Annotated in this window: 24 protein-coding genes; 16 read left to right on the top strand and 8 right to left on the bottom strand. The window is 60.5% G+C overall.

Annotated features, from left to right (window positions below; all coding sequences use genetic code 11):
- Positions 1-107 precede the first annotated feature (107 nt).
- The 5 genes from OIM94_RS15450 (at position 108) to OIM94_RS15430 (ending at position 3,817) form a co-directional block, all read left to right on the top strand.
- On the top strand, positions 108-311 hold the full coding sequence (locus OIM94_RS15450) for a hypothetical protein (protein ID WP_264607577.1): 204 nt from the start codon (positions 108-110) through the stop codon (positions 309-311).
- A 74-nt stretch (positions 312-385) separates the two neighbouring features.
- Positions 386-562 (top strand): DUF3606 domain-containing protein, encoded by a 177-nt coding sequence (locus OIM94_RS15445; protein WP_264607576.1) that lies wholly within the window; start codon positions 386-388, stop codon positions 560-562.
- Between the two features lie 327 nt (positions 563-889).
- Positions 890-1,102 carry a hypothetical protein gene (locus OIM94_RS15440; protein ID WP_264607575.1) on the top strand — a complete coding sequence of 71 codons (213 nt, stop codon included), beginning with the start codon at positions 890-892 and terminating at the stop codon, positions 1,100-1,102.
- Positions 1,103-1,362: 260 nt separating this feature from the next.
- Positions 1,363-1,989, top strand: a complete 627-nt coding sequence (locus tag OIM94_RS15435; RefSeq protein ID WP_264607574.1) for a GAF domain-containing protein — start codon at positions 1,363-1,365, stop codon at positions 1,987-1,989.
- Between the two features lie 37 nt (positions 1,990-2,026).
- A complete protein-coding gene (locus tag OIM94_RS15430; protein ID WP_264607573.1) occupies positions 2,027-3,817 on the top strand; it encodes a diguanylate cyclase in 1,791 nt (596 codons plus the stop codon).
- 90 nt (positions 3,818-3,907) lie between these two features.
- Here OIM94_RS15430 and OIM94_RS15425 read toward each other — a convergent pair whose 3' ends face one another.
- On the bottom strand, positions 3,908-4,606 hold the full coding sequence (locus OIM94_RS15425) for a helix-turn-helix transcriptional regulator (protein ID WP_264607572.1): 699 nt from the start codon (positions 4,604-4,606) through the stop codon (positions 3,908-3,910).
- A gap of 90 nt (positions 4,607-4,696) precedes the next feature.
- On the opposite strand from OIM94_RS15425, the gene OIM94_RS15420 reads away from it, so the two are divergent.
- Positions 4,697-5,095, top strand: coding sequence for a VOC family protein (locus tag OIM94_RS15420; protein WP_264607571.1), 399 nt, complete (start codon positions 4,697-4,699; stop codon positions 5,093-5,095).
- Positions 5,096-5,176: 81 nt separating this feature from the next.
- Here the strand turns inward: OIM94_RS15420 and fixJ are convergent, their stop codons facing one another.
- Together fixJ and OIM94_RS15410 are read right to left on the bottom strand one after the other, a co-directional pair.
- Positions 5,177-5,791 (bottom strand): response regulator FixJ, encoded by a 615-nt coding sequence (gene fixJ, locus OIM94_RS15415; RefSeq protein WP_264607570.1) that lies wholly within the window; start codon positions 5,789-5,791, stop codon positions 5,177-5,179.
- On the bottom strand, positions 5,784-7,238 hold the full coding sequence (locus OIM94_RS15410) for a sensor histidine kinase (RefSeq protein ID WP_264609926.1): 1,455 nt from the start codon (positions 7,236-7,238) through the stop codon (positions 5,784-5,786). The genes fixJ and OIM94_RS15410 overlap by 8 nt, the downstream gene beginning before the upstream one ends.
- Before the next feature lie 198 nt (positions 7,239-7,436).
- On the opposite strand from OIM94_RS15410, the gene OIM94_RS15405 reads away from it, so the two are divergent.
- From OIM94_RS15405 to OIM94_RS15395, 3 genes are all read left to right on the top strand, one after another.
- On the top strand, positions 7,437-8,126 hold the full coding sequence (locus OIM94_RS15405; RefSeq protein ID WP_264607569.1) for an alternative oxidase: 690 nt from the start codon (positions 7,437-7,439) through the stop codon (positions 8,124-8,126).
- A gap of 935 nt (positions 8,127-9,061) precedes the next feature.
- Positions 9,062-10,195 carry a DUF2252 domain-containing protein gene (locus OIM94_RS15400; RefSeq protein WP_264609925.1) on the top strand — a complete coding sequence of 378 codons (1,134 nt, stop codon included), beginning with the start codon at positions 9,062-9,064 and terminating at the stop codon, positions 10,193-10,195.
- Positions 10,196-10,295: 100 nt separating this feature from the next.
- Positions 10,296-10,724 (top strand): hypothetical protein, encoded by a 429-nt coding sequence (locus tag OIM94_RS15395; RefSeq protein ID WP_264607568.1) that lies wholly within the window; start codon positions 10,296-10,298, stop codon positions 10,722-10,724.
- Positions 10,725-11,095: 371 nt separating this feature from the next.
- Here OIM94_RS15395 and OIM94_RS15390 read toward each other — a convergent pair whose 3' ends face one another.
- Positions 11,096-11,284: a hypothetical protein gene (locus OIM94_RS15390; protein WP_264607567.1), complete on the bottom strand. Its 189-nt coding sequence runs from the start codon at positions 11,282-11,284 to the stop codon at positions 11,096-11,098.
- Positions 11,285-11,568: 284 nt separating this feature from the next.
- Between OIM94_RS15390 and OIM94_RS15385 the strand changes: the two genes are divergently transcribed.
- Positions 11,569-11,925 (top strand): response regulator, encoded by a 357-nt coding sequence (locus tag OIM94_RS15385; RefSeq protein WP_264607566.1) that lies wholly within the window; start codon positions 11,569-11,571, stop codon positions 11,923-11,925.
- Here the strand turns inward: OIM94_RS15385 and OIM94_RS15380 are convergent.
- Both OIM94_RS15380 and OIM94_RS15375 read right to left on the bottom strand, forming a co-directional pair.
- On the bottom strand, positions 11,922-13,376 hold the full coding sequence (locus OIM94_RS15380; protein ID WP_264607565.1) for a PAS domain-containing protein: 1,455 nt from the start codon (positions 13,374-13,376) through the stop codon (positions 11,922-11,924). The genes OIM94_RS15385 and OIM94_RS15380 overlap by 4 nt on opposite strands.
- 661 nt (positions 13,377-14,037) lie before the next feature.
- Positions 14,038-17,313 (bottom strand): PAS domain S-box protein, encoded by a 3,276-nt coding sequence (locus OIM94_RS15375; RefSeq protein ID WP_264607564.1) that lies wholly within the window; start codon positions 17,311-17,313, stop codon positions 14,038-14,040.
- Positions 17,314-17,585: 272 nt separating this feature from the next.
- Between OIM94_RS15375 and OIM94_RS15370 the strand changes: the two genes are divergently transcribed.
- From OIM94_RS15370 to OIM94_RS15350, 5 genes are all read left to right on the top strand, one after another.
- Positions 17,586-17,972, top strand: a complete 387-nt coding sequence (locus tag OIM94_RS15370) for a low affinity iron permease family protein (RefSeq protein ID WP_264607563.1) — start codon at positions 17,586-17,588, stop codon at positions 17,970-17,972.
- A 173-nt stretch (positions 17,973-18,145) separates the two neighbouring features.
- Positions 18,146-18,907: an EAL domain-containing protein gene (locus tag OIM94_RS15365; RefSeq protein ID WP_319801129.1), complete on the top strand. Its 762-nt coding sequence runs from the start codon at positions 18,146-18,148 to the stop codon at positions 18,905-18,907.
- 602 nt (positions 18,908-19,509) lie between these two features.
- Positions 19,510-19,884 (top strand): response regulator, encoded by a 375-nt coding sequence (locus OIM94_RS15360; protein ID WP_264607562.1) that lies wholly within the window; start codon positions 19,510-19,512, stop codon positions 19,882-19,884.
- 208 nt (positions 19,885-20,092) lie between these two features.
- On the top strand, positions 20,093-20,464 hold the full coding sequence (locus OIM94_RS15355) for a cupin domain-containing protein (RefSeq protein WP_264607561.1): 372 nt from the start codon (positions 20,093-20,095) through the stop codon (positions 20,462-20,464).
- Positions 20,465-20,876: 412 nt separating this feature from the next.
- Positions 20,877-21,311 (top strand): hypothetical protein, encoded by a 435-nt coding sequence (locus OIM94_RS15350; protein ID WP_264607560.1) that lies wholly within the window; start codon positions 20,877-20,879, stop codon positions 21,309-21,311.
- A gap of 108 nt (positions 21,312-21,419) precedes the next feature.
- On the opposite strand, the gene OIM94_RS15345 is transcribed toward OIM94_RS15350, so the two are convergent.
- Positions 21,420-22,079 carry a Crp/Fnr family transcriptional regulator gene (locus OIM94_RS15345; protein WP_264607559.1) on the bottom strand — a complete coding sequence of 220 codons (660 nt, stop codon included), beginning with the start codon at positions 22,077-22,079 and terminating at the stop codon, positions 21,420-21,422.
- Positions 22,080-22,266: 187 nt separating this feature from the next.
- Between OIM94_RS15345 and OIM94_RS15340 the strand changes: the two genes are divergently transcribed.
- A complete protein-coding gene (locus tag OIM94_RS15340; RefSeq protein ID WP_264607558.1) occupies positions 22,267-23,163 on the top strand; it encodes an iron-containing redox enzyme family protein in 897 nt (298 codons plus the stop codon).
- A gap of 477 nt (positions 23,164-23,640) precedes the next feature.
- On the opposite strand, the gene OIM94_RS15335 is transcribed toward OIM94_RS15340, so the two are convergent.
- Positions 23,641-25,518, bottom strand: coding sequence for a diguanylate cyclase (locus tag OIM94_RS15335; protein ID WP_264607557.1), 1,878 nt, complete (start codon positions 25,516-25,518; stop codon positions 23,641-23,643).
- Positions 25,519-25,920 lie beyond the last annotated feature (402 nt).

Genomic DNA, 25,920 nt, shown 5'->3' with positions numbered 1-25,920 from the left:
TGACGCGCGGGTACATTGCCTGCAACTCTCTACCTGACATGACCGTTTCTCGGTCGGCGCACGCACCGTTGTAGCCGAGGAGAGTAGCGATGTTGGATCCACGAGAGATGGCAGAAGTGCGTGCTCGCATCCTTCACGAAGCAGAGGAGCGGGAGAAGGCAATCGCCGAGAAGCTGCCCCCGGGCCTCGAGCGCGACGAACACTGGATGCTGGGCGAAAGGCTCTCGGATGCGGCTTGGGCCATCGAAGAGGAGTTCGATCTGGAATGGTCGCCGAGTGGACTTTGGCCGGTGAGCGAACACACAGCCTAAGGTGGCAGCGATCCCACACGGCTGCATTGATCCGAGTGACGGTTCGAGCGTTCGTAGGTCGAGAGGAGAAATAAATGGCAGATGATAGACTGAAGACAGGCCTTCAGGATCGTAAGCGGATCTCGCTCCACGAAGATTACGAGGTCCGAGACTGGATGGCGTCCTTTGGCGTGTCCAAGGAGAAGCTCACCGAGGCAGTGCATGCCGTGGGTGATCGCGCCGAGGACGTTCGCGAGTATCTGAAACGCTGACCGCTTCGTCGCCTCCACTCTCTTGAACATCTGAAACGCAGGAAGTTGCGTGCGAGCGGCACCGCCGTCAGTGGCACATCGCGCAAATCGGGTGCATGATCATAGGTTTGGGAGGTGCGGCCACACTCGTCGATGATCTGACCCAAAGGGAGGGAGTCGTTAAGCATCCGATCCTATAGAGGCTCCGCCGCCCCGGAAGTTCCCCTGACAATTCCGGGGTGGCAACCACGCCTCGCACCCTCACGGGTAACATTGCTACCGGACTTCCTTCGCCATGAGGAGCGCGGGGGCTCTTTCGCGTAGGCTGAAATCCTTTATGCTGCAAGCGTGCCTTCGCTCGACAACATACGTGCCCTGATCTCCCGTTTGCAGCCGGAAGCCATATGTGACCAATGCGTCGTCGAGCGCCTAGGACTCGCGCCCGATGTGGTTGTCGAGCGGGCCGTTCGGCAGCTCAGCGGAACGTGCGGCATCGAGCGACGCCGCGGCACCTGTGCATTATGCGAAAGCGAGAAGATCGTCAGCCGCCAGAAGAGCTGATGCCTCGACGCGCTGACTCGTCGATCACGAGGAGCAGAGCGCAGGAACGAGCCGCGCGACGGTCGCCTGGAGGGGCTAAGATGGACCTTCGCGCGAAGCTCAGCGGCGGTGGAGCTGATGCCTACCTACCTGGCAACCTGCAGACGTGAACGACACGTTGAGACTCGTGTGCCGCTTGCTTCAGGCTATGTAGTGCGCGATTTCCTCAGCTAGCTCCAGGCAAGTTGGGCGCTCCGCCGGACCTATCCGTAAAACTCCCGATGCCGCTGGCGGCAAACCTGCAAGCTGATGGCGCTAAGTGTCCGCAGGTGAGATCAAATTTCTATAGCCCCGCACCTTATCCTGAAGATGAGGCGTACCGCCAGCACGTCGTCCAGAGGCTGCTCGAGCGGAGCCTGCCCCTGGAACCGCTTCAAACGGCTGTGGATGCCGCGGCGGACCTCTTCCGCGTGCGCTATGCCGCCATGACGCTGCTTGACGAGGCCCGTCAGTGGCTGCCGGCCCGACGCGGTCTGGATGTTGACTTCACGTCGCGAGCGGTGGCGTTCTGTGGGCATACCATACATGCCGATGCGCCGATGATCGTCAAGGACGCTCGCGTGGACGAGCGGTTTGCCGGCAATCCCCTCGTTCTTGGCGCCGCAGAGATTCGTTCGTACGTCGGCATACGCCTGATGGTATCGGGTGCCGCGGTCGGCGCGCTGTGCGTCTTGAACGATGCTCCCCTACCCGAAGTGCCGTCGGAGCGGATCGATCAGCTACGCGAGCTGGCGTCCGGGGTCGTTCGAGCGATCGAGGATAGGCTCAAGGTTCAAGTAGGGTCATCCGGGGCGTCGGATGCGAGCTCGATCGTTCGACTTGCCTACCGGGGGAACGACAATGTTTAACTCTCTATCCGGGAAGATCTATGCCGTAGGCGTGGTCATGATCCTGGCGCTGGCCGCACTGGCATCCTTGCTCATGCTGTCCTCATCCGAGATGGAGAACGGGTATCGCTGGGTGCAGCATACGCAGCGCGTTCTTGAACTCACCTCCCATCCCGTCGACCTCGTCCGGCGGGCCGAGTCGGAACTGCGAGCCTCGATCATCAGTGATGATCCCTCGTTCTCCTCGGACACCCCTGCTCTTCTTCGCAACGCATCGAAGGACCTGAACGAGCTCGTCCGCATCACCTCGGACAACTCGCATCAAAATGATCGAGCCCAGAAGCTTCGCGATGCGGTCGGCAGGCGTATCGGCTTCATGCAATTTGGGCTCTCTCAGCTGAGCGCAGGCAAATACGCCCATTTAAGCAAGGCCCAGATGCAGGAGCGCAGCCGACAGGCCGAAGCGTTGATGGCCCAGGTCGAGAACAGCAAGAACGAGATGCTGCAGGCCGAGCGCGCACTCCTGAGTGCACGCACCTCGCGCGCGGAGTCGCTGTTCCGGTATAATCGTCGTTCGGTTGCATTCGGCGTTCCCCTCATCATCCTGCTGATCGTCGGATCCAAGATCTACATGGTCCGCGCCATACGGCGGCCGACGGCCGAGATGTTGAACGCGATGAACGCATTCGGGAGGGGCGACCTGTCCGCCCGGATGCACGATCACAAGATCGGGGCTGCTGAATTCTCCTCGATCGCCAATGGGTACAACCAGATGGCCGAGCGACTCGGTGCTGCGATGGAGCAGCAGCGAGTGAGCGAGGACCACCTGCACCTGGCGAACGTTGCCCTCGAGGAGAGATCGTCGGCTCTCGAGACAAGAAGCGCTGTGGTCGAACGATTGGACGCAATGTCGCTTCGATTGCTGGCGTCTCGCTCCGATGCGGAGTTCGCCAAGGTGATCGAGTGCTTCGTACCCCAGGTGCTGACCGGGTCGTCGGGGGGCGTCTATGCACACAGCAACAGCCGAAATCAGTTGGTTCGGATCGCGAAATGGGGTGACGCAGACGATCTGCCGGAATGGTTCGAGCCCGACGCCTGCTGGGGTCTTCGTCTGGTCCGCACCCACGTGATTGAGTCGCAGGGCACGGACCTGACGTGCGGTCACGTGCCGATGGGCTCGAAGTCGCACTGTGAGCCATTGCTGGCCGGGGGCGAGGTGATAGGGATGATCCACCTCGCCGACATTCTGCCCGCGGCTGAGCGTTTCCGGATGACCATGCTTAGCCGAGAGGTCGGCTCAGCCCTGGTGAACCACCTGCTTCAACGTGACCTGCGAGAGCAGACGATCCGCGATCCGCTTACGACGCTCTTCAACCGCCGCTACCTTGACGAGACGCTGACGATGGAGTTGGCGCGAGCGGCCCGAGGCGGGGCGCCGATGGCTCTGATCATGTGCGACGTTGATCACTTCAAGCGCTTCAACGACGAGCATGGACATGACGCCGGCGACGCCGTGCTCCGATCCGTGGCAGCGGAGATGCAGAAGCATTTTCGCGACGGAGATGTCGTCTGCCGATATGGCGGCGAGGAGTTCACCATCATAGCCCCAGGAGCCTCCGCGGAGGCGATCGCGGCCCGCGTGGAAGGCCTGAGAGCGGCGATAACGAACCTCAAGGTCCGCACCGGAAGCGTAGAACTGCCGAGCGTCAGCATGTCGTTCGGTATCGCAGGCTATACTCCGGCGATCACCAGGGGAGCCGATCTCATCGAGCTTGCGGACGAGGCCCTCTACCGGGCGAAGCGACAGGGTCGCAACCGAGCGGTCGTCGCCGAGCGGCTTGCAGCGTAGAGCCAGTCCGATGGGCCAGCTGCCCTGGCGTGACCCTCCGGTCATGGCGCCGGAGTGAATGCGCCGGCGAGTTAGCCACTGTATCCACGATCATCTGCCTTTCGCAAGTTCGGCTGCTCGCCATGCTCTCCATTTGCGCATCAATGTGTTGCGTGCCTCCGGAACGCGCTGATCGACTCGCTCCACCGCTGCAATCCGATCAGTGCGAAAGTGTCGAAAGCTCCCTCGGTGCTCGCACCACGAGATGAGAATGCGCCTTGCGTCGGAGTAGCCCAGGACGATCGGCCATACTGTGCGTTCCGTTCGCTCACCCCCCTCGGCATGATAGGTGAGGCGCAACTTGGTTCGGTGACGTATCGCGTCCCGTAGCTGCCCGATGTCGATCACCTCAACGATCTCACCAAGGCGCGGTTCGGCCGCAGTACTTGGTTCAGCTATGACCGTCTTCAGATGGGAGGGTACAGCTGCGGCAACCTTGGCGAGGACGTCGATGGCCGCGGGGGAGAGAAGAGGATCGCCGCGCTCCGCAACCCACTGGGCGCCGAGCGCAATCGCCTCCAGTTCGACATGCGTCAGCATGAGCGGTGGCATGTCGTATTCTGCAGAAAGCAAATAGCCAAAGCCGGCCTCGCCGGTGATGGGCACTCGCTGCGCCACTAGATCCGCCACGTCTCGGTAAACTGTGCGAACGCTGACTTCGAGTTCGGCGGCAAGTGCCGCCCCGGTAACCGGGGTTTGCGCCCGTCGAAGGATTTGAAGGATCTGAAAGAGGCGATCGGCACGTCGCACGTCCTTGACTCCTGCTGACAGAACGGTGTCAGCAGGAATGTGTCACAAGCGCTACGCACACAAGTGACATCTTCTCCTGGGAATCCACCGATGAAATTGGCCTCTACGCGACTCATCGCCGCGAATATGCACACTATGGTTGCCTTCTATGAGCGCCTCACCGGCCATTCCGCCGAATGGCTCGCTCCTCAGTTCGCCGAGATCGTGACGTCCTCCGCGACGTTGGCAATAGGTTCCGCTGAGACTGTCGCGATCTTCGCGGAAGGCAGTGCCGAGCCATGCGCGAACCGCACGGTGATTATAGAGTTCATGGTCGATGACGTCGACGCAGCGGTCGAGCGGATGAAGGGCAGCGCAATGCTGGTGCACGAAGCGAAGCTTCTACCTTGGGGAAATCGCTCGGCTCAGTTCCGCGATCCCGAAGGAACCCTGGTTAGCCTCTTCACGCCGACCACGGCCGCGGCGAAGGCTCGATTTTCCCCAAGGTGAACCATCGCGAGAGCAGCCGCGGTTCAGGGTGGCAGGTCGAGCCAGTTGTGGAGAGCAGCACTCCGCCGACCGCCGCGCGGCTCATCGGGCATGCCGAGAGTTCGTGACCATCCGCACTAGGTCCGACAGGGTCTTGGCCTTCAACTTCATCATGACGTTGGCTCGATATACTTCGACGGTCCGCGCACTGATGCCGAGGTCGAAGGCGATGGCCTTGTTGGCCTTGCCCGCTACCAGGCCATCCATCACTTCGCGCTCGCGACCGCTGAGAGCTTGGATCCTGCTCCGCACCTCAGCGCGCTCCGACTCCACCTGCTCGACGCCGTCGCGATCCGCAATCGCCTTGCGAATGGCCTCAAGCATCAACTCGTCGTGGACGGGCTTCTCGATGAAGTCCGCGACACCTGCATGAAGGGCCTGGATCGCCAATGGAACGTCGGCATGGCCGGTCACGACGATGACGGGAACGTTTGCTCCGCGCCTCTTCAGCTCTTCGACTAGTTCGATCCCGTTCATCCCGGGCATGCGAACGTCCGTCAGAATACATGCCCCGTGCAGCGGCGGCGCGGCGGCCAGAAACCTGTCGGCGGAAGCGAAGGAACGCACGCGAATGGACGCGGTGTCGAGCAGGAACTCAAGCGCATCGCGCGCGCCGTCATCGTCATCGATCACATAGACGATGGGATCACTAGCCACCGTTCAACTCCTGTTCGTCAACCATATGCACCGTGAAGCAAAAGCGCGCTCCGCCGCCGTCCCGAGGCTCTGCCCATATCCGGCCGCCATGCGCCTCGACAATGGTTCGCGAAATCGAGAGGCCCACGCCCATGCCTGCGCGCTTTGTAGTCACGAAAGGCTTGAAGAGCTGCTCTGCCACCTCCGGATCGATACCGGAGCCTGTATCTTCGACGCAGACCTCCGCGAGATCGCCATCGGTCGGCTTGAGCGTGATTATGAGATCACGAGACATTCCGCGCCCCGCAACCATGGAGTCGATGGCATTTCTGACAAGGTTGATCACCACCTGCTGGATCTGCACCCTGTCCGCAACGACTGGACGGAGATCGTCCGCGAATTCGTAGCGCACGCTGATCTCGTGTTCCTTGGCGCCAAGCAGAGCAAGGGCGCTGGCCTCCTCGACGAGCTTGGGCAGGCTTTCCACGGTTCGCTCGGTCTCTCCGCGAGAGACGAACTCCCTCAGACGCCTGATTATGTCGCCGGCGCGGAGGGCCTGAGCGGCCGTCCGATCGAGGGCGTCGGCTACACGATGGAGCGGTGGTTCCTCTCGTGCAAGAAGGCGCCGGCTGCCTTGCAGATAGTTTGCTATTGCCGAAAGGGGCTGGTTCAGCTCGTGCGCTAAAGCCGAAGCCAGTTCTCCGAGTGCGGTGAGCCTCGACACACGTATCAGCTCGCTCTGTAGCTCCTGCACCCGCGCTTCAGTCTTCTGGCGATCGGTCAGGTCCCGAATGAAACCGGTGAAGTGTCGCTGGCCTGTCACGTGCATCTCGCCGACAGCCAGCTCCACTGGGAACGTCGACCCATCCTTGCGCTGCCCCGCTACCACCCTGCCCTTGCCGATGATCCGGCGTTCACCGGTCTCATAGTAGCGCTGGAGATAGCCGTCGTGGGCCGCCCGATAGGGGTTTGGCATCAGGCAGCTTACGTTCTGGCCGCGCACCTCCTCCGCGTTCCAGCCGAACATGGCTTCGGCGGCAGGACTGAAGTCTCTGATCACCCCTGCCTCGTCGATCACCACGATGGCATCCGGTACCGTGTCGAGCAGAGATCGTAGATGTGCTTCCCTGCGGGCCAGACCTTCCGTCACGTCGTCAGCTTCGGCGCGAGCACGTTGAAACCATTCGCCGCCCAGAGCGACCGCGCAGCCGATGATAATGAAGGCGAGTGCCGCGATTTCACTTCCCGGGCCGATTGGCCCGGCCATGCTGTCGCAGAGAAGCCCCACGCCCGCGCCAGCGACGCTTGCGAAAATGCCCGCGATGAGACCTGAAAAAGCACCCGCCACAACCACCGCAGGAACGAAGAAGATGAAGGTCGCGCGCTGACCGAGTTCGGCAGCAAACCAGATGCGGACCCCCGCGCCGAGTGCGATCGCCACCGCCGCTAGCGCCAGAGCCGCCGCCATGGACAAGCTGGGGAGGTAGTGATGCTGGAAAAGTGGACGCCGGCTGCTCACAGGATTTCCTTCGACTGAAGGGCAATGCTGATGCCTCCGGGATGTTCCTTAGGGTATCCGCAGTAGGGGTAACATCCAAATTTTCGACTTTTTCTACCAAGCATAGAAGGAGGCAACACAAAGAGATTCTGCATACGGAGAAGCATCATGAAATCGCCCTTCATCGACCTGAGCGTTCATCACCAGCCCAAGGGGCTGTCTGACCGTATCGCGTTCGGCTTCACCAAGCTGCTGCGTTGGACGGCGGACACCTTCTTCGCCGAGCGTTATGGACATCGCGCAGTGGTGCTCGAGACCGTTGCGGCCGTGCCCGGGATGGTCGGCGCGACCATCACCCATCTCGCCTGCCTGCGGCGCATCTGCGACGACAAGGGCTGGATCCGGACGCTGATGGACGAGGCCGAGAATGAGCGCATGCACCTGATGACGTTCATCGAGATCTCCAAGCCTACCTGGTTCGAGCGAGCCGTGATCATTGGCGTTCAGTGGGTCTTCTATCTCTTCTTCTTCGCTCTCTATCTCGTCAGCTCGAAGACCGCACATCGGGTGGTCGGCTACTTCGAGGAGGAGGCCGTGATTAGCTATACGCACTACCTCGCCGAAATCGACGAGGGGCGCAGCGAGAACGTGGCGGCGCCGGAAATCGCCAAGCGGTATTGGGACCTGCCTGACGACGCGACGCTCCGCGACGTGGTGCTGGTTGTCCGCGCCGACGAAGCGCACCACCGTGACGTGAACCACGGCTTCGCCAACGAGCTCGCCGGCCTGCCGACCGGTGCTGTTGCCGAATGCCCGCCCCATGTCGCGCTTGAGCCGATCTGGAAGAAGGCTTCCTAAGGTCTGTAAGCAAGCAGACCTGGCCTGCTGATCAGCAACTAAGACCGCGCGCCCGCACAGCCCGGCGCGCGGTCTTTGATGCATCGTAGGCATATGAGAGAAGAGGTTCAGGTTCGCGATCTGGCACGATGCAATCCTGCTTTGCGCGCGGCGGAGACGAAGCTCAGCCCATCACCGTGCCTCTTCGATGACATCGGCTGTTCGTAGGCACAGCAGATCTTCGAGGCTAACCCCATCCGACAACGGACGGTACCACCGTTTGGGCGGGGAGATCACCGCGAAGTACCCAGCTCGGCGGGAACAAAGCGGCATCCCAGCCTTGTCATCCCGGACCATCAAGATGCCGGTCCCCTTCCATCCACGACGCTTCAGGGCCGGCAGAAGGTCGAACACCTCCCCGGACCACTGCACGGGGAGCGCAGTCAGCAGAACGTCAGCGCCAATGGCCTGGCGACTTCGCAGGACCGCCTCCGGTGAGCGGAACGAGTGAACGTTGCACCCGGCGCTCAACAGGAAGAGGTGCGTAGCGCGACGCGTCTGATCGTCGAGATCGAGCAACGCAACGCTGCAGTCCCGCGCCTTCCCGAGTCCTGTCATAGCCACCGCCTCCTGATCGATCGAATGGCACACAGATCGTCGACCGTCGCTACGTAGACATCCGTCAGTTCTGTGCTTCAGGATCTGGAACGCCCGATGGCAACTCGATTCGTCCAGATGCAGTTAGCAATCACCGCAGCGGTGAGGCGTGAAGGGTGATCGAAGCGGAACGTGTAGATCGAGGTCTCGAGTAGGAAGCGTCGCACGATCGAAGCAGCAACATTTCGTCACCTTTCTCGCTTTCGCGTGTTGTGACCGCCATGCCGAAGAAAGATGATGCCTCGCTCCCCTCGCCCTCCGACCGCAACGCCATTCTGACTGCCAGCCGCAACCTGAAGATGGCGCGGTCTGCACATGCGTATGTGCGAGGAAACACGGCCAAGTTCTATGACTGGCTGCGAGCTTCTCCGGTCTCCGAAAACGTGCCGCATGGGCCGTCCATCTGGATCTGCGGTGACTGCCATGTCGGGAACCTGGGGCCGATCGCCAACGGCAGCGGCCGGGTCGAGGTTCAGATCCGAGACATGGACCAGGCGGTCATTGGCAATCCTGCGCACGATCTCATTCGCCTCGGCCTGTCGCTCGCAACCGCAGCAAGAGGAGCGGACCTTCCTGGCGTCGTGACCGCGCGCATGCTGGAAGAGATGATGGAAGGATATGCTGCCGCTATACATGATCCTACCAGCGGCGATCCAGGTGTCGAGCCTGATGTAGTACAGAGCGTCAAGCGACGTGCGCTCGGCCGCCGGTGGCGGCATCTCGCCAAGGAGCGATTGGAAGCCGTCGAGCCACAGATACCCTTGGGCAAGCGCTTCTGGCCTATCGCCAGGAACGAGCGCGCAGACCTCGAGGCTGCACTCCACGAGCCCGGGGTGCTTGCGACCGTGCTCGCGCTCGAAGACGACGATCGGGCTCGAGACGTCCACCTGGTGGATGCCTCCTACTGGATGAAGGGGTGCAGCTCGCTGGGGCTGCTGCGATACGCAGCGATCGTAGCTCTGCCCGACCGAAAGGGGAGAACGGACTACGCGCTGGTCGACTTGAAGGAGGCAGTCGCACCCGTCGCGCCGGCTGCACCAGACGCCCAGATGCCGCCCGACAATGGCGATCGCATCGTCGCGGCAGCTCGCTCCCTATCTCCGCATCTCGGAATGCGAATGGCGGCCGTTGGCATGAACGGGCGCTCGCTCTTCGTCCGGGAATTAGCACCGCAGGACCTGAAGCTCGAGCTGGATCAGTTCAACCGATCTGAAGCGGTGAAGTCGGCACGATATCTGGCGTTTGTTGTCGGCAGAGCACATGCACGGCAGCTCGACACGGAGGCGCGTGCGACATGGCTTGATACCCTGAGCGCCGAGCGCCGCGGGGACCTCGATGCGCCATCGTGGCTTTGGGAGAGTGTCGTCTCGCTCGCTGGGCATCACGAAATTGGATATCTCGAGCACTGTCGGCGGTACGCGCTCGCCGCCTGAGATGCGCACGTGGCGACCAGCCACCGCATAGAAGAACCGCTTAACCAGTCGGTAGGCATGTTCTGCTATCTGGCGCCGGAGGGTTAAGGCAGGTTTGACGATGGCCACTGCTGTCACGACGTTGCTCCAGGAGCTCGATGAACGCCATGCTGCAATCGAGGCGGGCATCGGGGAAATCGAAGAGCACTGTAGCCGCGACCTGCCGGATCTCGTCGAGCTGGCCGCGGTCCGAGTGAGGCTCAGCCGAGCAAGCACCGAACGATCCAGGTTCGTTCGGGAGGTGGTCGTTCCGAAGATCCTGGAGCAGGCAGACCCTGCCCTGCTTGGTGAGCTATCTCAGATGATCAAGGCTTTCAGCGCCAAGCGCGTCGCCTCCAGCAAGCACGTCGCAGCATGGAGCTCCTGGACCATCCAGCAGAACTGGTACGGATATAAGGAGGCATCCAGGGCGATCCGAGAGATGATGCGCGCGCAAATAGAGCGTGAGCGAAAAACGCTCCGCACGCGTCTGGAGGAGCGAGGGCTATGAGCGGGTCGAACACGAGTTCCATCCTTCCGCTTCGAGACTGAAGAGCGTCGAATCGATGGTCTTTGAACGGTGTCTACTAGACATCCTCCCACCGGCGCGGAGGTCGCCGTCGTGGCCAGCAGTCAATGGACCCGAACTCCTCCGCTTGGATACAAGGTCCTTCAAGCCGTTCCCGATCGTGAAGCTGACACATCAACCTCAAGGCTTCTCGGTTCAGCTGGCTCCGTCGCCTAGAACGCTGCGTGGCGCCTCGTCGTGGTGATAGCGCTCCGAACGCGAATGGTCGGGGGTGAACGGGCTTTGATGGGGATGTGGCCCGAGCATGCACGTCTAGCGCGTGATCGAGGAACGCTTCAGCGAAGAGCAGAGCTTCAACGAGGGTGATTCAGGAATGACTTAAAAATGATCACGATCACCAGAAGCGCGAGCATGACGATCATCATCAAGCCAAGCCGCACGATGGGATCGATCTGTCGCATACGGTCTCCCGCATCGACGCAGCGCACAAAGCCGCAATTCACCGAATAGAGAAGTTCGATGCGAATGCTTGGCTCTGGCATCTTCCGTCGCTAAGTGACAAACGGACGCCCGTTGATGCTGTTCCGGACGAATTCTCAAGGGACCCGCTCGATCTCCTCAACAAAAACTCCCAAATCTCGCGTCATGTTGGGATTTATCCCGCACAAGTGTAGTGATCACACCGGAACCATCTGGTTTGCTCCAAAGGTAATTAGACAACACTCGTTGAATATTTTTCAGTGGTGGAAATGTCAAATCCCTTCATCGTCGCGGATACAGGTACAGCGATACGCGTCACTAACTGCAAGTGGCTTTAGGAACGGTCATGAAAGTTCTAATCGTAGAAGACGAGATTTTCGCAGCTTTGCACCTCGAGGCGGCAATCGAGGACCTGGGATGTGAGGTATTGGGCATTGCACCTGATGCACCCACTGCGATGGAACTCGCCAACCGACAGCCCGATCTGGCGCTTGTGGATCTGAATCTGCGGGACGGTCTCACCGGGCCGCAGATCGCGCGCGTTCTGGCGAACCGATACCGTACGAAGGTTCTAATCCTCACGGCGAATCCAGCCCAGGCCGGAGAGTCGTTCGAAGGCCTCCTCGGGGTGGTCAGCAAGCCTTGGTCCGAGGCGCAACTTGCGCAGACAGTGGAAAACCTACGAGGCGTCAATCAGGACTAGACGCCTCTGTGAAGCTGCCTTGCCTCCACTTGGATGACGACGCAGAGACCCTCCGCCCGCCATTGTTTCATGATCGATCCCCCGAGCTGTCGCTGAACGCTTAGCTCTGATAGCTGGGTGCCGAACCCTTGCCTACTTGGCTCCCCTTCTACGGGAGGGCCACCAGCTTCTTGCCAGGTTATGAAGATCGTATCACCCTGTCTGTCGACAGCCACATCCAGGTCGCCAGATGGCGTAGACAGCGCACCGTATTTAGCGGCATTGGTCGCCAGCTCATGGACAACCAGTGCAATGGGAGTCGCGCCCTTGTCGTCAAGGATCGTATCCACTCCGTGAATGTGGATGCGACCATCGGCGTCATACGGCTTGAGCAGTTCGGCAAGCAGCCCAAGCAATGAGCTCTGTCCAAGATTCGGCTTCGATTCCGGGCTATGCGGACGAGCGAATTCGTGGGCGCGCCCCAAAGCGGCGATACGACCTAGAAGCTCGTTCATTAGCGGGCGCAACTCGCCTGCCCGGCGGCCGGTCAGGTTCACAAGGCCCGATATCACTGCGAAGATGTTCTTGATCCGGTGGCTCAGCTCTCGACTCAGAAGCTCATTGCGCTCCGCCGTCAGCTTGGCGTCGTGGATGTCCGTGCAGGTTCCAATCCAGCGGATGATCTCGCCGTTGGCGCTACGGACCGGAAGTGCTCGGCCAAGCACCCAGCGGTATTCGCCACTGTGGTGCCGCAGCCGATATTCGATCTCGTAGGGCTCCCCGCTTGCAAGACTGGCCTGCCATCTCTCCCAGGCCCGAGCCTGGTCCTCGGGATGGAATACGTCATTCCAGGCGTCGCCATCCGTGGACCCCGCCGGCATCCCCGTGAATCGATACCACTGCGCATTGTAGTAGTCGTGGTAGCCATCGGGGAGCGTCGACCACACCATTTGCGGCATGGCGTCGGTGAGCACTTCATACTTCGCTTCGCTGGCAGCCAGCGCCGCCTCAGCCTGAATTTGCGCACCGATCTCCGTGTTCACGCCCAGCCAGCGAACGATCTCCGAGCCTTCGTTGCGAACGGGCACGATGCGGGTGAGGAACGGTCGGAAGCGCCCGTCAGCGCCTTTAAGGGGGAACACCATCTCGAATGGAGCACCATCCGCGATTGCCGTCTCCCACCTCCGCATTACCTCAGGAAGACGTGCTGGGTCATGGACGCTGGTCCAGCCCCAACCCTCCATCTGTTCCGCCGTGGTCCCGCAATAGTCGTGCCATCGGCGGTTATACCACACGATGTAACCGTCGCCCCGCGCGATCCAGCATAAGGTAGGCAGATATTCGGCTAACGCAGCGAAATCGCTCGTCACCTTCGCGGCGTCAGTAGAACCCGCCATGTGCGATATGACCGCAGGTGCTCGCCAATAGGCTTGGCCGTGATCAAGCGGCAGCTCCTTACGCTCTTCAACCACCTGCCCGCCCCCGATACGACATTTCTGCGACAGCCCTCAGACGACATTGATTTCGAAGGAGGCGATGACAATAACGATTGATGACGGCTTATCGACAACGCTGCAACTATGCCGAGTCCGTGTAGCCAGCTCCGCCAACATGATCCGCCGCGGCGCTACTAAACGCAGCTATTGCCATCCAGGTGATGCTAGCGGTGACCCCAATCAGCGCGGCGATCAAAACCCAGAACAGCAGCGGCTGCCTGTCGCGGCTTAGCATCCGGTGGCTCGGGAACGCAGGAATCTCCCCTGACACAACACCGGCGACGCTGGCGAGTGCCCCTAGAACAGCAGCGATAGCGAAACACAACAAGCGCGTCACTCGCGTCCCCCTCGCTGGGGGGATAGCACAGTCGCGGCTTTCCTCCTTAATCTGGCTCAACATCTGGAACAAACCGGATGGGCGGACGGCGATGGCATGGGATTGCTCAGGAGGCGGAGCGAGCACCTGATGGGGTGCGACTACCAGCTTCCGACATCCCTTTGCTGTGCTGGGGCGCTGCCGCGCAAGCTCACGCCTGCACCAGCAAAGCGGAAAGGCTGAGGCCTGACGCCTCCTTCATCAGCTCTATGCTGACCACCGAGGATCCACCCTCTTCTCAGGCTAGACCGCGAGCTGCGCCTACGTGGCAGTCAGGCTGGTCAGCATTGCTTCGAGTTCATGTTGACGGAAGGGCTTGATGAGGCGCGGAAGATCCGAGTCGATGCCCGCATCCTCGGCATAGCCGCTGATTACGAGGACGGGCACGTTGGGCCTACGGCTCCGTACGGCGCTGACGAGATCCGTGCCCGTCATTCCAGGCATCAGGTGATCCGTTATCAGCAGATCGAAGGCGATCCCGCCACTCATCAGCTGCAGCGCGTGTTCCGCTGAGATCGCCTCCTCGACCTCATATCCCATGTCGGTGAGCATATCGGCAGTGCTCGACCTGACGAGCTGATCGTCATCGACTAACAGGACGGTGCCCACGCCGTGAGGCTTCAGCTTCGCCGGCTCGACATCTTCGTTTTGAGCGCTGCCGTCCGCCGCAGGGAGCCAGAGTTCCACGCTGGTTCCGTGTTGCACGCGACTGGCGATGGTGAGTGCGCCGCCGAGCTGAGAAGCGAGACCATGCACCATGGACAGGCCCAGGCCTGTTCCTTTTCCCACTCCCTTGGTGCTGAAGAACGGCTCGATGGCGCGCTTTATGGTAGCCTCGTCCATTCCTGCGCCAGTGTCGATGACGGCCAGCCGTAGGTAGCTTCCAGGGCTGAGCTTCGTCGGGTGTGGGCCCTTCACGACCACGCTATTGCAGCTTATAGTGAGCCTGCCGCCATTTGGCATCGCGTCGCGCGCGTTCACGGCGAGGTTCAGTATTGCCATCTCCACCTGATTGCCATCGGCACGCGCACAGGGCAAATCGCGTTCTATGTCGGTGACGAGCTCGATTTGAGGGCCAAGCGTACTGGCGATCAGCTCGGAAATGCCGATGACAAGTGCCTCCATGTCCACGGCAGTGGCTTGCAGAGGCTGTCGTCGCGCAAACGCGAGCAGCCGCTGAACGAGGGTCTTGGCTCGCTCTGCGGACTGGAGGGCGCCGTCGATCTGTCGACGTGCACGATCATCGCCAAGTCCGCGGCGTTGAAGCATGTCGAGGCTGCCGATGATGGGCGTGAGAAGATTGTTGAAGTCGTGTGCGACGCCTCCGGTCAGCTGGCCCATCGCCTCAAGCTTCTGGCTCTGGCGGAGCGCCTCCTCAGCATGCTGCAGCTCCTTCGTGCGTTCCAGAACACGCTGTTCCAGAGTTTCGTTGAGCGACAGCAGCTGATCCTGGAGCTGCTTGCTCTCCGTGATGTCTTCGGCAAGGCCGACGGCGCGCACGAGCTCACCATCGGCCGAACGGATGGGGAAGAAGCGGTCCCTGATCCACCGGACGGCGCCGTCACCCCTGATGATGCGATACTCGAGTTCGGCCGAGAGGCCGGCCATCTGGGATGGCAGCACGGAAGCTACCTGTTCACGATCGTCCGGGTGGATCGTGTCGAAGAAGAAGGACAGGTCCGCGACGAGATCTTCGACAGGTCGTCCCCAGACCTTTTCGTACGCAGGGCTCAGATAGGAGAGGCGACGCTCCTTCAGCTCCGTCACGTAGAACACCTGGTCAAGCGTCTCGGCAAGCTGTCGAAAGCGCTCCTCGCTCTCGCGCAGAGACGTCTCGATAGCCTTGCGGTCACTGATGTCGACGAAGGCGGCGACGGCACCTCGGACATCTCCGCGCTCGTCATGAAGCGGCGTGGCGTTGCCGAGCAGGTGGATTACCGAACCATCGTCGAAGATGATCTGCTCTTCGAAATTGCGGACCAGGTCGCCACGCGCGGCCCTCTGCACCGGCATCTCGTCCGGCGTCAGCTCGGTTCCATCTGCACGGAATACCTTGAAGTGTGTAGGTGCTTCGTCCGCGGGCGCACTCTTCGACATGTTGGAGCCAACCGGCATGCGAGTGAGCGCGTGCGCGACCTGGTTGCCTACGATGTCACGGCAGCTCGGATCCCGGGCGATCCAGATGCCGGCCGGGACCGCGTCGAACACGGCGGCGAACTCTTCGCTTTGCGCTCGCTGCGCGGCTTCGGCCTGCCGACGACGAGTGACATCTAGCGCGGTACCGAGCACCCGCACGCAAGTGCCCCTGTCGTTGAAGATGCCTCGCCCCTTCGCGGCGACCCATCTTATCATGCCGTCGTCGCGCCCAATGGTTCGATATTCGACATCGTAGAAGGCGCGCTTCTCGGGATCTATGGCATCGTTATATGCCTGCTCGACGAATGGCCGGTCGTCGGGGTGAAGCCCCTCCAAAAAGTCGTCCATAGCCACATGCGCGTCGGCCGAGACGCCAAACATTGCCCGCATCTGAGGTGACCAGGACCGGGTCTGACGCTGGAGATCAGCATCCCATAGACCCACTTCGGTCAGCTCGGTAGCGAGCCGAAGGCGCTCCTCGCTTTCTCTAAGCCTCTCTTCGCTGCGCTGCGCGGCTTCTTTCGCACGATAGGCTTCAGTGACGTCGAAGCCTTCACAGAATATGCCCGTCGTTCTTCCCTGCGAATCCGTGACCGGCTGGTAGATGAAGGTCAGGTACAACTGCTGCAGGGTTCCCTCTGGCCCCTTCAGGGTGATCGGCAAATTCTCAGCGACCAGCTGCTCGCCGGTGCGGTAGACCTGGTCCAGCCATCGAAAGAAATCCTGCCCTTCCAACTCGGGGAACACGTCGCGCACCGGACGCCCGATGAATTCCCGAGGCCCAAACAGCTTCTCATAGGCTGCATTGACGAACTCGAAGCGATGATCGGCGCCGTTCAGGATGGTGATGAAGCCGGGCGCCTGCTGAAAAAGCTGGTGCTGACGATCCGCCTCCCAAGCCAGCTTCCGTTCGGCTAGAACTTGCCTCGTGGTCTCGGTGCAGGCGCAGAAGAAGCCTGCCACTTGAGCATCCAGGCGAATCGGCGTGTAGGAAAAGCTGAAATGCGCCTCTTCGAGATCGCCGGTCCTGTTGATCAGGAACGAGATGTCACTCATGTGAACCGACTGTCCGGCATAAGCGCGATCGACGATCGGCCGCAGATCGTCGGCAATCTCATCCCAAACCTGCAGGATATCCTTACCCAGCGCGGCAGGGTGCTTCTTCTCCAGGAGCGCGGCGTACTGATCATTGTACAAGAGGGTTCGATCTTCCCCCCAGCAGATGAACATGGGCTGGTTCGCTCCGAGCATCAGGTCGACCAAGGTGCTAAGCGCTGCGGGCCAATGGCCGCGCCCGCCTAGTGCGGAACGCGACCAGTCACGCTCTTCGATCATCGCGGCCATTCCGCTAAGCGAGGGGATCATCATCAGTCCGCCCAGTACACCTTCGAGATTGTTCATCAATTTGCGCCTGGCGCTCGCCTTGGGTGGCGGAGCACTCTGGGCACTATCCAATGCCGCCGCGAGGTGGAAGGTGAATACACGCGATATCGGCACTCCAGTGCGTTCCGTTGCGGGATCGCTCAAGGGCGGGTAGTCGAACGTCCACGACGAGCTGACCACCGCAAGCAGCAAGGGAGGCGCGAGAGCCTCTCATATGCGAATGTTGCCAGCCCGTCCTTCAACTGTTGGGCGAGGCAGAACTCCCACACTACAGAGCAGGGTTGATAGCGATGTGGAAGAAGATGAACGAGGCGGGAAGCCGTCTGGCCGGCAGAACTGCCGATCTGGCAGGTGCTCCCATAGCCATCATTCTGGTGGCCTTGTTCTGCGCGGGTTGGTTCGTCGAGGCCGGCGAAGCGGGAGAGAACAGCCTCACGCTCATCCTCTCCGTCGCGTCGATATCGCTCACCCAGATGGTCCTCAACGGGCAGCGCCGCAGCGAGCAGGCGCTCCACCTCAAGATCGACGAGCTCGTCTACGCGATCAAGGGAGCGCGGAACGAGGTGGCCGGCATTGAAAGCAAGACCACCGAGGAACTTGAGGCCCTTCGCCGGACGGGGGATGCAGCCGAGGAGGTTCTTCAGGAGCGCGGATCTGCCAAGAACGACCTAGGGTGACCTCGCTTGGCGGACACGCTGCAACAATTGGACAGCCGCGGCCCGCGAGATGTGTCTGGGCGGGTGATCAACTCAGCTGTACCAGCACGCTTGCGAGACCGCATCGAATCTGGATTACGCGCGACCTTAGGGATTCACCGTTGTTTAGGACGAACACCCTACAATGGTAAATCATGGAAATGAAACGAATTTGCAGCGGATGCCGTAGCGGAACTGGCTTCGAAGTTCCTTTCACGATGGCGTTTCAGCCTATCGTCGATGTTCCGGCTGCGACCGTGTTCGCCTATGAGGCACTGGTCCGAGGCGTCGACGGAGCAGGAGCTGCTGCAATCCTTTCTTCAGTGACCGACGAGAACCGCTACGCGTTCGACCAGGCGTGCCGCGTCAAAGCCATTGCGTCCGCAATGTGCGCGGGGCTCGCAGACTCCGGCGCGATGCTCTCGATCAACTTCCTTCCCAACGCCGTCTACTCCCCCTTGGCTTGCATTCAGCTAACGCTCGCGGCTGCCGCGAGCGCCATGCTGCCGGTTGATCGGATCATATTCGAGTTTACCGAAACCGAGATGATGACATCCACCAAGCACGTGATGGACATCATCGAGACCTACAAGAACATCGGATTCAAGGTCGCGATTGACGACTTCGGCGCGGGGCACTCCGGGCTGGACATGTTTGCGAACTTCGAACCGGACGAGGTAAAACTCGATATGGAGCTCATTCGCGGCATAGCTACCGATCGGAGACGCCAAGCCATTGTTCGCGCGATCGCGCGCATGTGCGACGAGCTCGAAACAGTCATGATCGCCGAGGGAGTGGAGACGCACGATGAGGCGCAGGCGCTTCTCGATCTAGGCGTCAGGTATCAGCAGGGATATCTCTATGGGAAGCCCCTCATCGAGAAGCTAGCTGAATTGCCGGGCTGGCTCCTTCAGTGACCAGTCGGAGGCGCTGCCATCGTATATGCGTTCACATGCCTTACTAAGGGGTCAGACGGCTTGCTGAGAGCTCTCGGCCTGTCGCAATGTGTATGCCGCGCTTGCAGCCAGTCGAGCATCAGCCTCCCCGAAGACCTGAGCCACTCTCCGTGCACCGCACCACAGCTCCCAAAGCTCCGCCGGCATCTCGCTGGCTTGGCGGATTGCGTCCGTATCGTCTGCAGCATCAAGATCCACGCCCGTCACGATCCGCGCGTCTCGATCCAGCGAGTAACACCGATAGTGCATGATCGATCTCCAATAGCGAGGCTGTAATAGCAGCATGCCCACCACGGGGCTGCACGACCCGAAACTCACCCATCGCGCCAGATAGCTGGCCTATGAAGCTCTGCGCGCCTGCGGACGACAACAAGGTCACGACGCAAAGTCGAATCGAAAGTGTTACAATTTCGCCGACGTCAAGCGTACGGTCTCTCTCGTTAAGACGCATTAAAACAAAAATCGCTCCCCTTCTCAAGTGACTTATCTGCCGAGATTTGACATGACACCGGTTATTGAGGAACTTAGATCATCACCATCCGCTAAATGCCCAGGAGAGGCATATGAGCGTAGACCACACTTCGACGGTTCTAGTCGTCGAGGACGAGATGTTCGTCAGGATGATAGCCGCAGACGCGCTTGAGGAGAGCGGCTTCACCGTGCTTGAGGCGGCAGACGCGATACAGGCTTTGGAACAACTGGCAACGCACCGAGTCGCGGTCCTGTTCACTGACATCAACATGCCAGGAGAGATCGATGGCCTTCAGCTCGCTGACATCGTGGCCGTTCGATATCCGCACATCAAGGTGATAGTCACGTCTGGCCGCCATTGGCTCGGCACCGAGGATCTTCCTGATCACGGTATCTACCTTCCAAAGCCCTACCGCGCGGATCAGCTGACGCAGCTGGTACAGTTGCAGGCGAGCCGAACCAAGTAGGCAGCGACGAGTTGGACTACGAAGACTCACCCTTCGACGCATTGGCAAAACCACGTCTCGGACCGACTGGCGGGCCCTCGCGGAATTTTTGCAATTCGTTGCGGGAGCCAAGAACTGGGGATCGTTAATCTGGCGACAGCGTTGCTCCCCAGTCCTCCTGACGAGCGACCGCTCGGCTGTGACGGCCACCTGTTCCCGGAGAGATTTCATGGCGATCTTCAACAAGGATATCATCGAAGCCGCAAACAAGAACAAGAACTTCCAGAAGGAGGTCTACTACGACGAAAACTGCCAGATCGTGCTTATGAGCATCGAGCCCGGTGACGACATCGGCGAGGAGACGCATGACGCCGACCAGACCACCTTCTTCGTATCTGGCGAGGGGCAAGCGGTTGTCGATGGGAGCCGCACCAAGGTTTCGACTAACCATATGATCGTCATTCCCAAGGGAGCCAAGCACAACATCATCAACAAGGGCGAAGAGCCTCTGAAGCTCTTCACCGTATACTCTCCGCCAGCCGAGGAAGAAGGCGTCAACCACAAGACGAAGGCTGATGCGGAAGCCGCCGAGGCAGAATGACGAGGATCTTCGCGCACATAGGGTAGGAGACTGATCGACAGGTCGCCACCTGCGAGCCGTAAGGCGCTCGTAGAGGCGAGGGCCAGTGCAATCCTGGCCCTCGCCGGCATCTCAAGGAATGTGCGCGTCGCTCGCCCTTTGACAAAATTGCCGCATCGGGAACGCAGCGGTGTGCCATGCTGCGGTGTGCTGTTAAATGTCCGCGGTTGCAGAAGTCAGAGAGTTGCGCTGCTCCTTTGTATCGCACCAAGGCTCGCTGCGATCGTCGTGAACGCTCCTCACCGCTCTACATCTACATTCGCGCACCCTTTCCTATCCGACGTGAAATCAAGACGGCTCGTCGCTGCGCTGCAACACCCATGGCATAATCGAGTTCTGGTATCGCCATCGTGCGCCTAAGGACCGACAATTGATGCCCGCTGCCGCGTTCAAAGATGCCGTTTATCCGCTTGCATTGCAGGCGCTGGATGCACTCGAACACGTTGCCCAGGCGCCCGAGCCAAGTTCCCTGGAGGCACGTGAGAGAATGGTCGGTCGGGCCGAGGTGGAACTCCTTCGCGCTCTCAGAAGCGTGCTCTCGTTCTGCGCCGCGCCAGCGTTGACGTCACAGTGGCCGGAAGAGACAGAGCTCCATCGCACCCGCACCGCGCAACTCATGGGGAGTGTGGAACGGCATATCGACACCTGGGAGAAAATGGCACTGCCGATATTTTGGCCCGCTTACCGGCTTTCGGTCAGGCGCCTTCTCGAAGCGGTATATGACTACCTCCTTCTTCAGGATTTCTTCTGCACTTGTCTCATGAACGAATCTCTCACACCGGGAAGCCCACTTGGAGAAGAGCGCTAACTACAACGAAATTTTCAAATACCGACAATCGCGAGTGGAAGCCTGCTCACTTCAACGCGACCAAGACGGTCGATCAACTTCACCACTGCCGCTTTTTGGCCATTGGGCCTATTCAGCCGCGATCCGAACCTTCCCCATGCGCCAGGTAAGCTTGCCAGATAGACGCAAGTCCTTCAGCGTTCGGTTGGTGTGAACGGCGGTAAGCCCCAAGATGTCAGCAACAAGATCCTGTGTGACAGGGAGCTTGAACTCATTGTCCGCCGCGAGACCTGCGATACGCAGGCGGTCGCGGATCTCTATCATCCAATCGTACATGCGTTCCGATGCCGTCATTCGACCCAGGCGGTAAATCTGCCTCAGGAGCCGTCCTTCATCCATTTGCCGGCAGAGTTGAAAGGCATCCCTTAACGTGTCTCCTGGGGACGCCGGAGTGAGGCAAAGGGCGACATCTTGTAACGCGACGATCGCACCGGCCACATAGGGATCCACCCTGGGAGTCGGAGTGATGATGTCGCCCGGCACATAGATATCGAGAATCTGCCTCTTGCCCTGTCGGCCTTGACGGACACGGGCGAGCCAGCCCTTCAGGACGATGGCGGACCTAGAGGTCACCTGGCTAAGTTTGATGAGCTCCTGTCCTGCCGAGAGAGCGAAGACCTGGTTACTCGTGGCTCGAAGACTCTCGACGTCACCATCCCCAAGAGCGATGAGTGCGGAGAGCCGGTTGATAGCCGGCTGAAGATCGGCTGGATTAGCCCCCTGTTTCATACATCCATTAACAGGCCTTTGGCGTCGAATTTCAACCATTTCATTGCAGCATGTGGCACTCGCCAGCCGGGCGCCCCAACGAGCGGTCAGGACCCCGCGCCGCGCCGGCTGATCGACTAGCCATGTCTCGGCCGGCCAAGGAACTTCGCGCAGGCGGAGGGGTTTGCGGCGGCGAGGAGATACAGTGATGAGAGCAGCTTGGCAGCGGGCGCGCGACCTTCGTTCGTCGAAGTTCTTGACCGATGGCTTTCAACGCGAGCTTGCCCTCTGGAACCGGGAACGGTTGGAGCCCAGCTTCGTCGAAGAGGATTGGCGAGCGCGATTCGAAATGGACGCTCGAATGCGTCGCCTGGAAGGTGCTTTCCTTGAAGAGCTTCGAGCTGAAGTCGCGGAGGAGGCAGCCGCGGTTCCCACTGACGCAGACGAATTCATCAGATGGTTCGAAGGGCTTAGGGAGGCAGGGCCGGGGCAAGGCGACCCTCTTTTTCCGTGGCTGGCTGCTGAGGCTTCGCGAGACGATCTGCGGTGGTTCTTCGAGCAGGAAGCTGCGGGCGAGGCTGGCTTCGAAGATCTCGTAGCCCTTACGCAGGTAAAGCTCCCAACCCGACCAAAGCTCGAACTCGCCAGGAACTACTGGGACGAGATGGGTCACGGAACGCGAAAAGGCATGCACGGTCCGATGCTGGAGGAACTCGTCGTTACCCTCGCGGTCAACCCCGTCATCGAGAACACCGTCTGGGAGAGCCTCTGCCTCGCCAACGCGATGACCGCCATGGCTACCAACCGCAGGTACGCATGGCATTCCGTCGGGGCTCTTGGTGTCATCGAGCTGACTGCGCCGGCTCGTTCTGCGATGGTTGCAGAAGGGCTCAAGCGCATTGGGCTCAGCCCGAAGGAGGCTAGATACTTCACGCTGCACGCTGTGCTCGATCTAAAGCACAGCGAGGATTGGAACCGCGAGGCGCTCCGCCCCGCCGTGGATGCGGATCCGCACCGCGCGACAGCCATGGCCGAAGGTGCCTTAATTCGACTTCGATGCGGCGCCCGCTGCTTCGATGCTTACCGGCGCCAGCTGTGGAGCTAGGCGCTGACGCTGCCGGGAGCAGCGGGCACGAAATCGTCCGCGTCAGGTCGGGCTTAGCCCCGCCCGGACGTGAGTAATTTGAGTAGCTTCCGCACACACAGCACGGCGACAAACCAGAAGCACCACGTCGCGACGAGCGGTCCCGGCCGCAGCACGTCCTCCAGGCCTATCTTGTGCGGAATCGATGTGCCCGGGTCATCAGCGAGGAAGGGAGCCGGCCAGCCCGCTACCTCACGAGGCAGATCGTAGCGCTCAAGAGTGCCTTCATGACCATATAGTGCTTTCTCACCGGAAGCCGGATGGATCCAGATGCTGGCCAGCGTAAGCACAACCGCGAGGCATGGGGAGATCAAGCGCCTAGGCATCGCACCACCTTGCGGACGTCGCCTCCCAACGCAAGCTGGCATAAACAGATTCGCTTATTCGCGAATCCTGGTAGTCGAAGCAAATGTCGGCACCGACCTACCGGTCGCAATGCTATGCCGCGAAAGCCAGACGATCTCGGCCGTTAGCCTTGGCGGTATATAGGGCTCGATCCGCCTCAACGAGCAGGGTCTCGGGCGAGGAACTGCGCTCATAGACGGCAACTCCTCCACTCACCGTCACGCGGATGAGCTTACCTTCTACGACAAGTACCGCGCTGGACATGGCTTCCCGAAGACGTTCGCAGACCGCCTGCGCCTGCAGCCGGGACGCGCCAGGAAGGATGATCGCGAATTCCTCTCCTCCGGTTCTAGCCACCGTGTCACCTTCTCGCACGCACTGACGCGCCTGCAACGCGAAGCTTTTTAAGACTTCATCACCCGCCGCATGACCATAGCGATCGTTGATTTGCTTGAAGTGATCCAGATCGAAGAGGGCAACGCAACCGAACACCTCGCTCTCGCTTGAAGTGGCAGCTCGAAGCGCTGCGTCGAAGGTCCGCCGGTTCACCAGGCCGGTTAGCGGGTCGGTCGCAGCCGCATGGGCCAACTCTTCTTCCACCGCCTTTCGATGTGTCACGTCTCGAATGGCGCAGACCACGCCAACGACCTGCTCGCAGTCGACGACGGCCCTGGCGTGCGTTTCGAACCAGCGAGCGGAACCATCATGTACCGCAGCGCGATATTCCACGATGAAGGTGCGGTCGGCATTCGCGAGTGCCTGATGATGCGTTCGCTTCACCGCCTGCCAATCTCGAGGATCGACAAGCTCTAATACGTTCCTACCGAGAACACCATCGGCGTTGAAGCCACTGATCTGGGCGATAGACGGCGATGCGAAGCAGACGTCTCCGCTCACGCTCAGGTTCAGAATGATGTCGGTGGAGCTTTCCATCAGCAGACGATACCGGGCCTCGCTTTCACGGAGTGCGCGGAAGAGCTCTCTGCGCCGGCCCAATTCAGTCGCTGCAGGCAAGATTGTCATCACCGTTGCAGCGAGGTAGAATTGCAGAAACTCAACTTGGGCACCGGGAGAAGCGTCGATCGCTGCTATGGGGCCGAACCCTTCCAGAGTGAGCCCGCCAGCGACTAGCGTGAGCATCAATACGGATGCTGCGGCCGCCAGCCGTCCGCCCCGGAACGCAGCCAGCGTCATGGGAAGGATGGGCAGGAAGAGAGTGGGGGTGGTATTCTGGAGAAAGGACCCAGTCGTCACCACGCCGACGAGCAGCGTTATGCCGACGAGTTCTAGCACGCGTCCCGTGCTCGCCCGCCGAAGCGACCTCGCGAATCCTCCACGAGCGACGAAGTGGGCTACGGGTGTGAAGGTAATGAGGCCGAGAGCATGCCCGGTGGTCCAATGCGCCAGGTTCACGGAATATGAGCCTGAGCCAAATACCGCTGCGACTGCCGCACCGACCAGTCCGCTGAGACATGGCGCGATGACCGCAGCCGCCAAGAACACGCCCAGGCGCTTATTGGTCGTGAACGCCGCACTCGGTGCGGCGACGCGCCGGATCAGAAGGGCAGCGATCACCGGCTCCGCCAGATTTGGCAGAAGCATCGGCAACGCGGCTGCAGGACCTAAACCAAACAGGGAGGTCGCCACGGCGCTTCCGACGCCGCACCACAGCAGCGGCAGCTGCCAGTGCTGCGGCCTCAACGTGAGCAGGCGGGCAAGGAGAGCTGCCGATGCAAACCATACGAACGCAACGCCTCCCTCATACCTGCTCCACATGATGGTGCTCGACGCGAGCACCCAGTAGATCAGGCCCAGCAGGGCAGAGGTGAGGAAGCGAGAGGCTGTCATGCGCGGCATAGCAGGGGACCCTACGACAACCTCGGTTATCAGTGCTTTACGGTCATTTACGGAAAAGGTGCCGAGGAGCAACAATCGGCTCATGGCGGCTGGGCGGCGTCCGCGCTCGATCATGTCGATGACGAACCTGCGTCCGCAGGAGGGACGGGCCTGCGATGAAGCTCCTCGTAGTAGCCAGCACCCTTCCTTCGACGCCTGATCCCGCCACATCATCGTTCCGGCAAGCTCCTACAAAACGCTCTATCGAGCGCCAATAGGCGGAGATGAGCACGGCCGTGAACGACGGGCTCGGATAACGCGAACGCTTTGGACCATGTGCGCTCCTCGGCTACAGCTCCACCTGCAAATCTTGGAAGGAAAAGCGCAATTCTCCATGAAGTTGAACAGGTTACGCCCCACTCCATTCAATTTCCCCGCGCCATTGTGAACGCGAATTGATCCAAAGTAAGCATTACGCCATTGTTCTTCCGGAACGATTACAGTGTAAGAGCATTAGTTTGTGACTGACACGCCATG

The organism is Sphingomonas sp. R1 (genome assembly GCF_025960285.1).
In the GTDB taxonomy this organism is placed as follows: domain Bacteria; phylum Pseudomonadota; class Alphaproteobacteria; order Sphingomonadales; family Sphingomonadaceae; genus Sphingomonas.
The sequence above is the reverse complement of the archived record's forward strand: the minus strand, read 5'-3'. Positions and strand labels throughout refer to the sequence as shown.

Bases quoted from the DNA above. Each gene is read 5' to 3' on its own strand.
- OIM94_RS15450 (WP_264607577.1), top strand. From the start codon at position 108: ATGGCAGAAGTGCGTGCTCGCATCCTTCACGAAGCAGAGGAGCGGGAG.
- OIM94_RS15445 (WP_264607576.1), top strand. From the start codon at position 386: ATGGCAGATGATAGACTGAAGACAGGCCTTCAGGATCGTAAGCGGATC.
- OIM94_RS15435 (WP_264607574.1), top strand. From the start codon at position 1,363: ATGCCGCTGGCGGCAAACCTGCAAGCTGATGGCGCTAAGTGTCCGCAG.
- OIM94_RS15430 (WP_264607573.1), top strand. From the start codon at position 2,027: ATGATCCTGGCGCTGGCCGCACTGGCATCCTTGCTCATGCTGTCCTCA.
- OIM94_RS15420 (WP_264607571.1), top strand. From the start codon at position 4,697: ATGAAATTGGCCTCTACGCGACTCATCGCCGCGAATATGCACACTATG.
- OIM94_RS15410 (WP_264609926.1), bottom strand. From the start codon at position 7,238: ATGGCGGCGGCTCTGGCGCTAGCGGCGGTGGCGATCGCACTCGGCGCG.
- OIM94_RS15405 (WP_264607569.1), top strand. From the start codon at position 7,437: ATGAAATCGCCCTTCATCGACCTGAGCGTTCATCACCAGCCCAAGGGG.
- OIM94_RS15400 (WP_264609925.1), top strand. From the start codon at position 9,062: ATGGCGCGGTCTGCACATGCGTATGTGCGAGGAAACACGGCCAAGTTC.
- OIM94_RS15395 (WP_264607568.1), top strand. From the start codon at position 10,296: ATGGCCACTGCTGTCACGACGTTGCTCCAGGAGCTCGATGAACGCCAT.
- OIM94_RS15390 (WP_264607567.1), bottom strand. From the start codon at position 11,284: ATGCCAGAGCCAAGCATTCGCATCGAACTTCTCTATTCGGTGAATTGC.
- OIM94_RS15385 (WP_264607566.1), top strand. From the start codon at position 11,569: ATGAAAGTTCTAATCGTAGAAGACGAGATTTTCGCAGCTTTGCACCTC.
- OIM94_RS15375 (WP_264607564.1), bottom strand. From the start codon at position 17,313: ATGAACAATCTCGAAGGTGTACTGGGCGGACTGATGATGATCCCCTCG.
- OIM94_RS15370 (WP_264607563.1), top strand. From the start codon at position 17,586: ATGTGGAAGAAGATGAACGAGGCGGGAAGCCGTCTGGCCGGCAGAACT.
- OIM94_RS15365 (WP_319801129.1), top strand. From the start codon at position 18,146: ATGGAAATGAAACGAATTTGCAGCGGATGCCGTAGCGGAACTGGCTTC.
- OIM94_RS15360 (WP_264607562.1), top strand. From the start codon at position 19,510: ATGAGCGTAGACCACACTTCGACGGTTCTAGTCGTCGAGGACGAGATG.
- OIM94_RS15355 (WP_264607561.1), top strand. From the start codon at position 20,093: ATGGCGATCTTCAACAAGGATATCATCGAAGCCGCAAACAAGAACAAG.
- OIM94_RS15350 (WP_264607560.1), top strand. From the start codon at position 20,877: ATGCCCGCTGCCGCGTTCAAAGATGCCGTTTATCCGCTTGCATTGCAG.
- OIM94_RS15345 (WP_264607559.1), bottom strand. From the start codon at position 22,079: ATGAAACAGGGGGCTAATCCAGCCGATCTTCAGCCGGCTATCAACCGG.
- OIM94_RS15340 (WP_264607558.1), top strand. From the start codon at position 22,267: ATGAGAGCAGCTTGGCAGCGGGCGCGCGACCTTCGTTCGTCGAAGTTC.
- OIM94_RS15335 (WP_264607557.1), bottom strand. From the start codon at position 25,518: ATGATCGAGCGCGGACGCCGCCCAGCCGCCATGAGCCGATTGTTGCTC.